The organism is Novosphingobium sp. FG137 (genome assembly GCF_057809735.1).
The window spans coordinates 421,462-434,861 of record NZ_JBMDKN010000005.1 but is presented as its reverse complement, the minus strand read 5'-3'; the positions used below and the strand labels follow the sequence as shown (position 1 = coordinate 434,861).

13 protein-coding genes are annotated in these 13,400 nt (G+C 66.9%); 5 read left to right on the top strand and 8 right to left on the bottom strand.

Features of this window, described 5'->3' with window-relative positions:
• Positions 1-86: 86 nt before the first annotated feature.
• The 7 genes from ACODS2_RS16625 to ACODS2_RS16595 form a co-directional block, all read right to left on the bottom strand.
• Positions 87-779 carry an aspartate/glutamate racemase family protein gene (locus tag ACODS2_RS16625; RefSeq protein WP_488999825.1) on the bottom strand — a complete coding sequence of 231 codons (693 nt, stop codon included), beginning with the start codon at positions 777-779 and terminating at the stop codon, positions 87-89.
• A complete protein-coding gene (locus tag ACODS2_RS16620) occupies positions 776-1,171 on the bottom strand; it encodes a ribonuclease HI (RefSeq protein ID WP_488999824.1) in 396 nt (131 codons plus the stop codon). The genes ACODS2_RS16625 and ACODS2_RS16620 overlap by 4 nt, the downstream gene beginning before the upstream one ends.
• Entirely contained in the window at positions 1,164-1,952 is a 789-nt protein-coding gene (gene trpC, locus ACODS2_RS16615) for an indole-3-glycerol phosphate synthase TrpC (protein ID WP_488999823.1), read from the bottom strand. The genes ACODS2_RS16620 and trpC overlap by 8 nt, the downstream gene beginning before the upstream one ends.
• 264 nt (positions 1,953-2,216) lie before the next feature.
• Complete coding sequence (gene trpD, locus ACODS2_RS16610; protein ID WP_488999822.1) at positions 2,217-3,212, bottom strand: anthranilate phosphoribosyltransferase; 996 nt, start codon at positions 3,210-3,212, stop codon at positions 2,217-2,219.
• Positions 3,209-3,805, bottom strand: coding sequence for an anthranilate synthase component II (locus ACODS2_RS16605; protein WP_488999821.1), 597 nt, complete (start codon positions 3,803-3,805; stop codon positions 3,209-3,211). The genes trpD and ACODS2_RS16605 overlap by 4 nt, the downstream gene beginning before the upstream one ends.
• 26 nt (positions 3,806-3,831) lie before the next feature.
• Complete coding sequence (locus tag ACODS2_RS16600) at positions 3,832-5,373, bottom strand: anthranilate synthase component I family protein (RefSeq protein ID WP_488999860.1); 1,542 nt, start codon at positions 5,371-5,373, stop codon at positions 3,832-3,834.
• 25 nt (positions 5,374-5,398) lie between these two features.
• Positions 5,399-7,339 carry a peptidylprolyl isomerase gene (locus ACODS2_RS16595; RefSeq protein ID WP_488999820.1) on the bottom strand — a complete coding sequence of 647 codons (1,941 nt, stop codon included), beginning with the start codon at positions 7,337-7,339 and terminating at the stop codon, positions 5,399-5,401.
• A 261-nt stretch (positions 7,340-7,600) separates the two neighbouring features.
• Here ACODS2_RS16595 and tpiA point away from each other — a divergent pair, with 261 nt between their 5' ends.
• The 5 genes from tpiA to ACODS2_RS16570 all read left to right on the top strand — a co-directional run bounded on the left by tpiA (position 7,601) and on the right by ACODS2_RS16570 (position 12,828).
• Positions 7,601-8,365 carry a triose-phosphate isomerase gene (gene tpiA / locus ACODS2_RS16590; RefSeq protein ID WP_488999819.1) on the top strand — a complete coding sequence of 255 codons (765 nt, stop codon included), beginning with the start codon at positions 7,601-7,603 and terminating at the stop codon, positions 8,363-8,365.
• Between the two features lie 118 nt (positions 8,366-8,483).
• A complete protein-coding gene (secG, locus tag ACODS2_RS16585; protein ID WP_298166366.1) occupies positions 8,484-8,921 on the top strand; it encodes a preprotein translocase subunit SecG in 438 nt (145 codons plus the stop codon).
• Between the two features lie 171 nt (positions 8,922-9,092).
• The gene (pyrG, locus tag ACODS2_RS16580) at positions 9,093-10,724 is read left to right on the top strand and encodes a CTP synthase (RefSeq protein WP_488999818.1); all 1,632 of its coding nucleotides are present in this window, start codon (positions 9,093-9,095) and stop codon (positions 10,722-10,724) included.
• Positions 10,725-10,768: 44 nt separating this feature from the next.
• On the top strand, positions 10,769-11,452 hold the full coding sequence (locus ACODS2_RS16575) for a Crp/Fnr family transcriptional regulator (protein ID WP_298166370.1): 684 nt from the start codon (positions 10,769-10,771) through the stop codon (positions 11,450-11,452).
• 53 nt (positions 11,453-11,505) lie between these two features.
• A complete protein-coding gene (locus tag ACODS2_RS16570; RefSeq protein WP_488999817.1) occupies positions 11,506-12,828 on the top strand; it encodes an alpha-amylase family glycosyl hydrolase in 1,323 nt (440 codons plus the stop codon).
• Positions 12,829-12,887: 59 nt separating this feature from the next.
• Here ACODS2_RS16570 and ACODS2_RS16565 read toward each other — a convergent pair whose 3' ends face one another.
• A complete protein-coding gene (locus tag ACODS2_RS16565; RefSeq protein WP_488999816.1) occupies positions 12,888-13,355 on the bottom strand; it encodes an Hsp20 family protein in 468 nt (155 codons plus the stop codon).
• Positions 13,356-13,400 lie beyond the last annotated feature (45 nt).

Sequence of the window (13,400 nt, the reverse complement as noted above, 5' to 3'; positions counted from 1 at the left end):
AAGCACCAAGGAAATGCGCGGTTTCATGGCTGCGTGATGCCACAAGGCTTGGCTGTAGGACAGATGGCAATGCTGATAGCGCGCCGTCAGCCCAGAGCCAGCGCGACAGCGGCTTCGGCGTGCAGGCGGGTCGTATCGAAGAGCGGCACCGCGCTGTCTTCCGGGCCGACGGGGAGCATGATTTCGGTGCAGCCGAGGATCACCGCAGTGGCCCCGCGTGCCACGAGGCGAGCGATCACGGCGCGATAGGCTTCGCGGGAGGCCTCCTCGATCCGGCCCGCGACGAGTTCCTCGTAGATCACGCGGTGGACGAGGGCGCGGTCTTCAGCCTCCGGCACCAATACTTCGAGGCCGTGCCGCTCTTCGAGCCGGGCGCGGTAGAAGGCTTGCTCCATGGTGAAGGCGGTGCCGAGGAGGGCGACCCTGGTGTGGCCGCCGGCCTTTAGCGCCTCTGCCGTGGGATCGGCGATATGGAGCAGCGGGAGGGCGCATGCCGCCTCGATTTCGGGCGCCGATTTGTGCATCGTGTTGGTGCAGATCACGAGGGCTTCTGCACCAGCCGCTTCGAGCCGGCGGGCGGCATCGACCATCAGAGCATCGAGCGCGCGCCATTGGCCGGCAGCCTGCAGCGCCGCGATCTCGGCGAAATCGAACGACCACAGGACGAGGCGTGCCGAGGCCGTGGGGCCGAGCCGATCGCGCACGCCCTGGTTGATCAGGCGGTAGTATTCGGCGGAGCTTTCCCAGCTCATCCCGCCGATCAATCCCAAGGTTTTCATCTGGGCCAAGCCTTAGCGAGAGCGATTCCGGCAAGGTTTTGCGTGCGGTTGATGCGCCGGATGCGGATACGGGTGAAGCGGGTGGCCTGCTCCTGAAAGTGGGCGTGGAAGCGGGTGAAGGCAGGGCGGGGCTTCAGCGTGCCGCTGGCCTGCGCAACGACCATGGCGGAATCGCCGAGGAGCACGACGTCAGCCGCGCCGAGCCCGCTCGCCACATCCAGCGCATCGAGCAGGGCCTGCCATTCGGCTTCATCGTTGGTGCCATGGCCGATGGCCGGGCGGTGCCAGATGCGTCCGCGCGCCGCGACGGCGGTTTCCATCATGCCGGGGTTGGGGCGGCAGCCGCCATCGAAGAACAGCTTGAGAGCGCGCGCGCTCTTGATCTCAGCCATTCAGCAGCGCGCGGGTTGCTGCAGCGACATCGGCATGGCGCATCAGGCTTTCGCCGACGAGGAAGGCTTTCGCTCCGGCCTGCGCCAGCGTCAGCACATCCGCGTGGCCGCCGATGCCGCTTTCGGCCACCAGCAAGGTGCCTTCGGGTGCCAGCGGGGCGAGGCGCGCGGTGGTGCCGAGATCGGTGACGAAGCGCTTGAGATCGCGGTTATTCACCCCGATCAGGCGCGATTGCAGGCGCGCGGCGCGCTCCATTTCGGCTTCGTTGTGCACTTCGACGAGCACGTCCATGCCATGTTCCCGCGCGGCGGCCTCGATTTCGGCCATCTGGCCATCATCGAGCGCAGCAACGATGATCAGGATGGCATCGGCCCCGATCGCGCGGGCTTCGGCGCATTGCCACGGATCGACCATGAAATCCTTGCGCAGCACCGGCAGATTGCAGGCGGCACGGGCGGCGATGAGGTAATCCTCGTGGCCCTGAAAATAGGGCGCATCGGTGAGGATCGAAAGGCAGGTGGCGCCGCCTGCTTCATAGGCGCGGGCGTGGGCGGGGGGATCGAAATCGGCGCGGATCAGGCCCTTGGAGGGACTGGCCTTCTTGATTTCGGCGATGAGAGCGAAACCGGACTCGGCGCGGGCACGCAGGGCAGCTTCGAAGCCGCGCGGGGCGGTTTGCTGGCTGGCGCGGGCGGCGAGATCGGCAAGCGTGGACGCGGCCTTGCGGGCGGCGACTTCCTCGCGCTTGGTGTCGCAGATTTTGGTGAGTGTGTCGGTCATTTGCTTGGGCTGTAGGTTGTGAGGCTGCGCAAGGGAAGATTGTTTCGCGCAGACGCGCAGAGGCGCGGAGGAGAAGAGGAAGGGATTGGGTTCGCGCAGAGTTCGCAGAGTTCGCAGAGATATCTTGTTGCGGCGAAGCCGCTGTCGCCAGTTCTATCTGGAAGAGAGCAATGAATGCCTGCGGCGCGCAGCCTCTTTGCGGTCTCTGCGAACTCTGCGCGAACCCCTTACTTCCTTCTCCGCGCCTCTGCGCGACACCATCCCTTACTTCACCGCCGCGATCCAGCAGTTGAGCAGGGCATTGGCCAGCCCCTTGTCGATGGCTTCGGCGGCTTCTTCCACCCCTTCATGCCAATCAGACGCTTCGCCCGCGACGATCAGCGCGGCGGCGGCGTTGAGGAGCACGGCGTCGCGGTAGGGGCCGGGTTCGCCTTGCAGGAGCGCGCGCAGGGCGGCGGCGTTGTAGGCCGGATCGCCGCCGCGCAGGGCATCGACCGGAGCGCTGGAGAGGCCCGCGTCCGAGGCACTGACGCGGCGCATGAGGACATTGCCGTCCTTCACTTGCGCTAGTTCGTTGCCGCCCGCGAGGCTGAGTTCGTCGAGGCCTTCATCGCCCGAGACGACGAAGCTGTGTTCCGTGCCGAGGCAGCGGATCGCTTCGGCATAGATCGGCACGTAGGCGGGCCGCGCGATGCCGACGAGCTGGCGGCGCACGCCAGCCGGATTGGCGAGCGGTCCCATGAGGTTGAAGATCGTGCGGCGGCCGAGCGCCTTGCGGATCGGTGCGATGCGCGCGAGCGCGGGGTGGTGGCGCTGGGCGAAGAGGAAGCAGATGCCGAGGTCGCCGAGGGTCAGTTCGGCGGTTTCGGCGGCGCGGTCGAGATTGAGGCCGAGAGCTTCGAGGGTGTCCGCCGCGCCTGCCTTGCTGCTGGCGGCGCGGTTACCATGCTTTGCGACGGGGACGCCGCAGGCCGCGACGACGAGGCTGACGGCGGTCGAGACATTGAGTGTGTGGTGGCCGTCGCCGCCGGTGCCGCAGACGTCGATGGCATTGGCAGGGGCGATGATCGGGATCATCCGGGCGCGCATGGCGCGGGCTGCGCCGGCGATTTCGGGGGCGGTTTCGCCGCGTTCGGCGAGCGCGACGAGGAAGGGCGCGATGCTCTCGTCCGGCAGGGTGCCATCGAGCATTGCGCTGAACGCAGCTTCGGCTTCCGCTTCCTCGAACGGCTTATCGGTGACTTCGGGAAGCGCGCTCATGCCGCCAGGTGCGTGGGCATCTTCGCGGTGATGCCGCACATCTTCAGGAAGTTGGCGAGGAGCGCGTGACCGTGTTCGGTCGCGATCGATTCGGGGTGGAACTGCACGCCGTGGATCGGCAGCGAGGTGTGGCGGAAGCCCATGGCGTGGCCGTCGTCGGACGTGGCGTTGACGACGAGGCTTTCGGGCACGTTCTCGACCACGAGGCTGTGATAGCGCGTGGCGGTGAAGGGCGAGGGGAGGCCCGCGAAGAGCCCGCTGCCATCATGCGTGACGGGAGAAGTCTTGCCGTGCATCAGCCCGCCGCGCACGACCTGGCCGCCGAAATACTGGCCGATCGACTGGTGGCCGAGGCACACGCCGAGCAGCGGCACGCCGGCATCCGCAGCGGCGCCGACGAGATCGAGGCTGATGCCTGCTTCGTTGGGCGTGCACGGGCCGGGCGAGATCAGGAACCCCTGCGCGCCGGTGGAAATGGCCTGGCCTGCAGACATCGCATCGTTGCGCACGACTTCGACCTTCGCGCCCATCTCCATGAGATAGTGGACGAGGTTCCAGGTGAAGCTGTCGTAGTTGTCGATGACGAGGATCATGGCCAAAGTACCTTAAACTGCGTGGCTTACTGGCCGAAGCGGGGTTCGGATGCGACGCGCAAAGCCTCGCGGGCGGCGGCGAAGAGTGCGCCGGACTTGGCTTCGCATTCGCGCTGTTCGTATTCGGGGATGCTGTCGGCCACGATGCCGGCGCCCGCTTGCACATGGAGCACGCCGTCCTTGAGCACGCCGGTTCTGAGGACGATGCAACTGTCGACCGAGCCGTCGGGCGCGAAATAGCCGACGCCGCCGGCGTAGGCGCCGCGGGTTTCGGGTTCGAGTTCGGCGATCACTTCGCAGGCGCGCACCTTGGGCGCGCCGCTGACGGTGCCGGCAGGGAAGCCTGCGAACAGGGCATCGACCGAATCGGCGCGGGACGTATCGAGCTTGCCGACCACGTTCGAGACGATGTGCATGACGTGGCTGTAGCGCTCGATCGTGTAGCTTTCCGTCACCTTGACCGTGCCGGCGGCGGCGACGCGGCCGACATCGTTGCGGCCGAGATCGAGCAGCATGAGGTGTTCGGCGCGTTCCTTGGGATCGGCGAGGAGGCTTTGCGCGTTGGCGCGGTCCTCGGCCTCGGTTGCCCCGCGCGGGCGGGTGCCGGCGATGGGGCGGATGGTGACTTCGCCGTCGCGGATGCGCACAAGGATCTCGGGGCTGGAGCCGATCAGGGCGAAGCCGGGGAGATCGAGGAAGTAGAGGAACGGCGAGGGGTTGATGCGGCGAAGCGAGCGGTAGAGCGCGGCGGGCGGCAGCGGGAAGGGGACGGTGAAGCGCTGGGCGAGCACGACCTGGAAGATATCTCCGGCCTCGATGTACTCCTTGGCGCGCAGGACCATGCGAGCGTAGTCCTCAGGCGCCATGACTGCCGTACGCTCGCCGGGCTCGGCCGATTCGAGGCGCGGATCGGCGGGAACGGGATCAGCCAGGCGCGCGAGGGCGGCGTCGATGCGGTCAGCGGCAGCGGCGACGAGGCGTTCGGGCGCGCCCTGAGCCGTTTGGCTTGAGGGCCAGACCGGGGCGACGGCGATCAGTTCGTCCGAGAGGCGGTCGAACACGAGGACGACGCTGGGGCGGACAAAGAGCATGTCCGGCAGTTCCAGCGCGCTGGCGGGGGCGCGGGGGAGCTTTTCGACGAGGCCGATGGTTTCGTAGCCGAAATAGCCCACCAGGCAGGCGAGCGATTTGGGCAGGCCTTCGGGCACATCGATGCGGCATTCGCCGACGAGGCTGCGCAGGGCGGCAAGTGCGGGCTCGGGATGCGGGGCAAAGGCATCGCGGTCGGTCTGCCAATGGCGGTTGATGACCGCCTCGCTGCCTTCGGCGCGGAAAACGAGATCGGGATCGAGCCCGAGCAGGCTGTAGCGCCCGCGCACTTCGCCGCCTTCGACCGATTCGAGGAGGAAATCGCCCCGGCCCGGCACCATGAGCTTGAGCGCGGCGCCGACCGGGGTTTCGGTATCGGCGATCAGCTTGCGCCAGACGAGGGCGGGGCGACCGGCGGCCAGCGCGGCGCGGGCGGAGGTGCCGCCATCGGGCAGCAGGCCCGCAATGCCGGGCTCCATGATGTCCGTCGCCGCCGCCACGGCCTTACTGGCCGCCGATGAGCTGCGTACGCAGCGCCGAGATGGCGGCATCATTGCGCTTCACGCCGACGGCCTCGCGCACCGCGGCGCGCAGTTCGTCGACATATTCGCGGCCGGTGAGCTGGCCCAGTTCGATGCGAGCGCGCGCGACGAACGGATCATCCGCCTTGACTGCACCCGGAGTGACCTTGTTGAGGACCACGACGAGGAAACCGGCCTTGTCCGGCGCTTCGAGCTTCTTGGACGTGCCCTGCGCCATCTCGAACATCAGCTGGAGCGTGGCGGGGATCTTGGGCTGCATCGCGTTGAGCTGTTCGCGCGGAATGTTGACCGGCTGCGCGGGGGGCACGGCGACGCCGAGCGTCTTGATCGCTTCGGCAAGCGGCACCTTCTTCGCGAGCGCCGCCATGAGCTTGTCGGTCGCCGCCTTGGCCGCGCCATAGCCGCGCGAGGTCTGGAGATCGGCGGCGACCTTGTCCTTCACTTCGGCGAGCGGTGGCGGGGCGGCAGGGGTGATCTGGCCGACATCGAAGATCACGTACCGTTCGCCCGCCTTGATCTCGGCAACCTGCGGTTCACCTTCGCGCTCCATGCCGAACGCGGCTGCCAGCAGCGGCGTGACATCGGCGTTGGGCTTGATATCCGAACGGCCGGGAACCGCGCCGTTGGCCTCGAGCGGATCGGTGGTGATCACGGTGAGGCCCGCGCTCTTGGCCACATCGCCAAGGCCGGTGCCGCTGCCGAAGGCCTCGTCAAACTTTGCCGAGAGGTCCGCGAGCGCGGCCTTGCGCTTTTCTGCGGCGATCGCGGCGACGATTTCGGCGCGTGCCTGATCAAGCGATTTGCCCGGGGTCTGGATCACGCTGTCGATCCGGATCACATACCAACCCAGTGCGCCCTTGGCGGGTGCGGCGAGGGCGCCCTTGGCCGTCGTGAAGACGGCAGCGGCGACAGCAGAGGAGGCTTCGCTCTCCAGCGTCGCGCGCTTTGCAGCAGGGATCTTGCGGGCCGAGAGGCCCTTGGCGGCAGCGGCAGCTTCGATCGACTTGCCACCCGCGATTTCGGCGGCGAGCGCCTTGGCGGCGGGCTCGGTCGGGACGATCACCTGCGTGAAGGCGCGGGTTTCGGTCGAGGCATAGGCGGCGGCGTTGAGCTTGTAGCGCGTGGCAACTTCGGCATCGCTGGGCGCGGGCACGTTCTTGATCGAGGACTCGTCAAAGACCGCATAGCGGATCGTGCGGCGTTCCGGCCGCTGATAGCGCGCGCCATTGGTCTTGTAGTACGCGGCAAGATCGGCATCCGTGGGCACCGTCTTGGGGGCGAAGGCGGACGAGGGGATCAATTGGACCGCACCCTCGCGCGTTTCCTTGAGCACTGCGGCGTAGCGCAGCACCACGCTCTGCGGCATCGTTGCGCCGACACCGGCGGGGATCAGCACCTGCCGCGCCATCAGCCCCTTGGCAACATCGTCGCGAAGCGCGGCATCGGAAATGCCCTTCTGGCCGAGCAGAGCCTTGTAGGCGGCCTGGCTGAACTTGCCGTCCGCGCCCTGGAAGGCGGGCATCTTGGCAATCTCGCTGTCGATCAGGCGATCGCTTACCCCCATGCCGACCGCGCTCTGGCCCGCCCACTCCATCAGCGCTGCGCGGTCAATCAGGCTGTCGACCACCTGTTCGAGCGCGCCTTGCGCGACGAAGTCCTTCATCGTGACCGTCGGGCTATCGGCGCGGGCGTTTTCGAGCGCGTTGCTCATCGCCTTCTGCACATCGACCGTGCCGATGTGCGCTGAGCCGACCGTCACCGCGCGGTCAGAATTGTTGGCACCGCCGAATTTGGCCCCGGAAATGTCAGCCCCCGCAAACGAGAGCGCGATGAGCCCGAGGAACACCATCGCGATGAGGGCGCCGATACGGGACTTGGTCAGAGAGCGGATTAAGCCGAGCATCGGGGCCTGTCATCAGTAGTGAGGGTTAGCAGCAATCAGGACGGATGGTATCCTTGGCGCGCATTAGGGGGCAAAGCAAATTCCCGCAATGGTCTGCGCGGCTTGATGGCGGCGCAGACCACGCCGCCGGGTAGCGATATCGGGGCCTGCCATAAGTTATAATCACCGGCATTGCGTTAGACGCGCTTTGCAAACCCTGCCTGGGTTTGATAGCGGCCCGGACATCAGGAGGAATCAACCAGTGATCGTGTGCAAGGTCTTATGAGCCAGCGTCCCTACATCGTCGGCAACTGGAAGATGAACGGCAGCCGGGTCATGCTCGCCGAAGCGCGGGCGATCGACCGCGCGGCGCAGCGCTATCCCGATGTGGAGATCGCGCTGGCGCCGCCGTTTCCGTTCCTTGGGGCCCTGCGCGAGGCTGTGAGCGCGATCGGCGTCGGCGGGCAGGATTGCCACACTGCGGCCAAGGGCGCGCATACCGGTGACGTTTCCGCCTCGATGCTGGCCGATATCGGCGCAGACTTCGTGATCCTGGGCCACAGCGAGCGCCGCCGCGACCACGGCGAGGACGATGCGCTGGTGCGCGCCAAAGCCGAAGCCGCGCTGGCAGCCGGCCTCAGCGTGATCATCTGCGTGGGCGAGACGCTGGAAGAACGCGATGCTGGCAAGGCCGAAGCGGTCGTTTCCCGCCAGGTCGAGGGTTCGGTTCCGGCGAGCGAGAGCGCGGCGGTGGCGGCCGGGCGGCTGGCGCTGGCCTACGAGCCGGTCTGGGCGATCGGCACTGGCCGCGTCGCCGCGGTGGAAGACGTGATCGCCATGCACGCGGCGGTGCAGACGCGCCTTGCCGCGATTTTCGGCGGGGAAGCGGACAAGGTCCGCATTCTCTATGGCGGCTCGGTCAATGGCGAGAACGCCGCCGGGTTGCTCGCGGCGGCGGGCGTGGGCGGTGCGCTGGTGGGTGGCGCAAGCCTGACCGCCGATGCCTTCCTGCCGATCGTGGCCGCAGCCTCGAAGCCGGAAGACTGAGCGGCGCGCAGGTGACCGGGCATGCTGCGCCCTTGCGCAGGGTGACCGGGTATGCTGCGCCCTTGCGCAGCGGGCCCCATCGCCCTAGATGCGGCGCATTCTTTTCAGGCAGATCGCGATGTCACTCTTCATTTTCCTTACCGTCGTGCAGGCGCTGGTGGCTGCCGCGCTTGTCGGCGTGATCCTCATCCAGAAGTCGGAAGGTGGCGGCCTCGGCGTCGGCGGCAGCCCGGCGGGCTTCATGTCGGCGCGCGGCGCGGCCGATTTCCTGACCCGCGCGACAACCGTGCTGGCGACAGCCTTTGTCGGCCTCAGCATCGTGCTGGCGGCCCTGGCGGTGGGCACGACCTCGGATCGCGAGATCGACACCTCGCTTCAGCGCACGGCCCCGGCCGTTCCCGCGCCCGATCCACTGGCACCCGCGCAGGGTGTACCGGCGGCTGGCCCTGCGCAGGCCCAGCCTGCACCGGCGGCACCTGCTCCGGCGGCGCCCGGCAAGACTGCACCGGCCAAGAGCGCTGCGCCTGATCCGCTTGCCGGCGGCGCCAAGCAGTAACGCATAACCGCCGGATTTCCCGGCAGCATTTTCGCGGTGTTCCTGCCCGCCTTGCGGCGGACGGGAACACTTGTTCGTGTACGCCTGCTCGATACGCCTGTGGATTGCCAGCCGGAATCCGGCGCTGACCGCTTGCGTATCCGGAGCTTCAGACGATAAGGCTCTCCTCCCATGGCGCGGTTCATTTTCATCACCGGCGGCGTGGTTTCCTCGCTTGGCAAAGGCCTCATGGCAGCGAGCCTCGCGGCCCTGCTGCAGGCGCGTGGCTTCCGCGTGCGGATCCGCAAGTTCGATCCCTATCTCAATGTCGATCCGGGCACGATGAGCCCCTATCAGCACGGCGAGGTCTTCGTGACCGACGACGGCGCGGAGACGGACCTCGACCTCGGGCACTACGAGCGCTTCACCGGGGTTTCGGCGCGCCAGTCTGACAACATCACCTCGGGCCGCATCTACCGCGACATCATCGCCAAGGAGCGTCGCGGCGATTATCTGGGCGCGACGGTGCAGGTGATCCCGCACGTGACCGACGCGATCAAGAACTTCGCGCGCGACGAGACCGACGACCTTGATTTCGTGCTCTGCGAGATCGGCGGCACGGTCGGCGATATCGAGAGCCTCCCGTTCATCGAGGCGATCCGCCAGATGCGCAACGAACTGGGGCGCGAGGCGACCTGCTTCGTCCATGTGACGCTGGTGCCCTATATCGCCGCCGCGGGCGAGCTGAAGACCAAGCCGACCCAGCATTCGGTGCGCGAGCTGACGGGCCTTGGCATCCAGCCCGATATCCTGCTGTGCCGCTGCGAAAAACCGCTGCCGGACAACGAGCGCGCCAAGATCGCGCTGTTCTGCAACGTGCGCAAGGAAGCGGTGATCCCCGCGCTTGATGCGCAGAGCATCTATTCAGTGCCGCTGCAGTATCATGGCGAGGGGCTCGATTCGGAAGTGCTGCGCCATTTCGGCCTTTCCAGCCCGGGCCCGGAGCTTTTGCGCTGGACCGATATCGTCGACCGCCACCAGAACCCCGAAGGCGAAGTGACCATTGGGGTCGTCGGCAAGTATGTCGGGCTGCAGGATGCCTACAAGTCGCTGAACGAAGCGCTGGTCCATGGCGGTATGGCCAACCGCGTGAAGGTCAATATCCGCTGGATCGATGCGGAGATCTTCGAGAAGGACGATGCCGAAATCGCGGCGCATCTGGAGCCGATGCACGGCATTCTGGTGCCTGGCGGGTTCGGCGAACGCGGGACCGAGGGCAAGATCGCCAGCGTGCGCTTTGCGCGCGAGCGCGGCGTGCCGTTCTTCGGCATCTGCCTTGGCATGCAGATGGCCTGCATCGAAGGCGCGCGGAACCTCGCGGGGATCGCGGGCGCGGGCTCGACCGAATTCGGGCCATCCGAGGAGCCGGTGGTGGGCATCATCACCGAGTGGATGACGGCCGAGGGACTTGAGACGCGCGCGGCGGGCGGCGATCTTGGCGGCACGATGCGGCTTGGCGCCTATGAGGCGCAGCTTTCGGGCAACAGCCATGTCGCGCAGATCTATGGTGCGGACGCGATCAGCGAACGGCACCGGCATCGCTATGAAGTCAACGTCGCCTACCGCGAGCGGCTGGAACATGAAGGGCTCGTGTTCTCCGGCATGTCGCCCGACGGGCTGCTGCCGGAAATCGTCGAGCGGCCGGACCATCCGTGGTTCATCGGGGTGCAGTTCCATCCCGAACTCAAAAGCCGCCCGTTCGAGCCGCATCCGCTGTTCAAGAGCTTCATCACCGCCGCGGTGAAGCAGGCCAGATTGGTCTGAGGGCCACGTCTGACCGGCGGGCGGCGTCACAGGGGGACTTTCGCTTGGACGCTGCCACACTTGCCCAGACCCTGACCGCGCCGAGCCTGCTGGCCGGTTGTTCGAGCGAGGAACTGGCCGATATCGCGGCGCGCGGCACGGTGCGCAGCTTCAAGCCGGGCAGCGCGATCATCCTGCAGGGCGATCCCGGCGATACGCTGTGGATCATGCTGAAGGGCCTCGCGCGGGTGAGCATGGTGGCGGCGAATGGGCGCGAGATCGTGCTCGATTATGCCGAGCCGGGCGCGGTGCTGGGCGAGATCGCGTTTCTGGATGGCGGCGAACGCACGGCGAGCGTCGAGGCGATCGAGCCGGTCGAGGCGCTGGGGCTGACGCGCAGCGCCTTTGCCGGGATCGTCGGCCAGCATCAGGGGCTTGCCATGCGGCTGCTGCAGGCGATGGCGCGGCGGCTGCGGCAGAACAACACGGTGATCGAGGCGGACCGCGCCTATTCCACGGGGCCTCGCCTCGCGCGCTTCCTGCTGCGGCTGATGATGGGCGGGGAGGAGGAAACCCGCCTCAAGATCGCGCTCAGCCAGGGCGAGCTGGGCAGCTTTGCCGGCATGTCGCGCGAGCAGATCAACCGGCAGCTCTCGGCCTGGGCGGACGGCGGGATCGTGGCCTTGAAGGGCGGGCGCGTGGCGGTGCTCGACCGCGAGGCGCTCGTTGATATTGCCGAGGCCTGGTAAGCGTATACGAATGCCGTATGGCCTCACCGGCGGGGGGCTGTAACCATGGCGGCATGATCCGCCAACTCACGCTCGCCGCGCTGCTTGCGCTCCCCACGCTGGCCCACGCAGCCGCACCGTTGCCGATCACGGATGGGGTGAGCGAGGTGCGCCATCCGATATGGTCGAAGCGGGCGACGATCTACGAGGTCAATATCCGGCAGTATACGCCCGAGGGCACCTTCCGCGCCTTCGAGAAGCACTTGCCGCGCCTGCGCCGGATGGGCGTGGATGTGCTGTGGATCATGCCGGTGAATCCCATCGCGAAGAAGGAGCGCAAGGGCTCGCTCGGCAGCTACTATGCGGTGAGCGACTATCTGGCGGTGAACCCCGAATACGGCACGATGGGGGATTTCAAGCACCTTGTGGCAGAGGCGCACCGGCAGGGCTTCAAGGTCATCCTCGACTGGGTGGCGAACCACACCGGGTGGGACCATGTCTGGACCCGCGAGCATCCGGATTGGTACAAACGCAATGCAGCGGGGGAGCTTGAGGGCTATCACTATAAGGACCTCAGCGACGGCCATGAGGAAGTCTGGGCCGATGTGATCGGGCTCGACTACAGCAAGCAGGCCGTGCGGGACGGCATGATCGGCGCGATGAAGTTCTGGCTGATTGAGACCGGGATCGACGGCTTCCGCTGCGATGTCGCGTGGACGCTGCCGGTTGCGTTCTGGGACCAGGCACGCCGCGAGCTTGATGCGGTGAAGCCGGTGTTCATGCTGGCCGAGGCCGACACGCCCGAAATGCAGGCGCGCGCCTTTGACATGACCTACGACTGGAAGCTCTACCACCTTCTCATCGACGTGGCGAAGGGCAAGGCGGATGCGCGCGATCTGGCGAAGCTCTACACCGCGCCGCCGCGCCGCTATCCGGTGGGCGCGATGCGGATGACCTTCACCAGCAACCACGACGAGAATTCGTGGAACGGCACCGACAAGGAGCTTTACGGGGAGGGCGCCGATGCCATGGCGGTGCTGGCGGCGACGCTGCCGGGCATGCCGCTGGTCTACAGCGGGCAGGAGGATGCGCTGAACAAGCGGCTCAAGTTCTTCGACAAGGACCCGATCGTGTGGGGCAAGATGCCGCGCGCCGGGTTCTATGCTTCGCTCCTGGCGCTCAAGCATGCGCATCCGGCGCTTTCGAGCGCGATGGAGCCGGGCAATCTGGAACTGATCGAGACCGGCAATGCCAAGGTCTTCGCCTTCCGCCGGATTGCGGGCAAGGACCGGGTGCGCGTCGAGGTCAATGTCTCGGCCGAGGCGCAGAGCTATAGCGTGGGGGGCAAGGCCCGCAGCCTCGCGCCATGGCGCTGGGCGATTTCGGCAGCGCGCTGATACGCAAAAGGGGCGGCCCTTTGCAGGACCGCCCCTTCCGCTGGAGAGAACGGGTTTGGTTATGCCGCTGCGCTGGCGTCGCCATCGACCACGGTGAGCGGCTTGGCAGTGCTGCCGCCGATCAGCACCTTCTTGGGCTTCATCGCTTCGGGCACTTCGCGCACGAGATCGATGATGAGGAGGCCATCGGCAAGGTCTGCGCTATCGACGCGGACGAAGTCTGCCAGTTCGAACCGGCGCTCGAACGCGCGGTTGGCGATGCCGACGTGGAGGAAATGGCCGTCCTGCGCTTCGGCGCGCTGGCCCTTGATCACCAGCAGGTTCTGCTGCGCGGTGATATCGAGATCCTGCGGCTTGAACCCGGCAACGGCGAGCGTGATGCGGTAGTTGTCCTCACCGCGGCGTTCGATGTTGAACGGGGGGTAGTTGTCGCCGGCACTGGCGCGGGCCTGGCGTTCGAGCAGGTCGAACAGGCGGTCAAAGCCCACGGTCGAGCGGCGGTAGGGGGTGAAATCGAAACGTTCCATGTGAGCAATCCTCTGGTTTGAGCAATCTGCACTCTGGCCGGACCC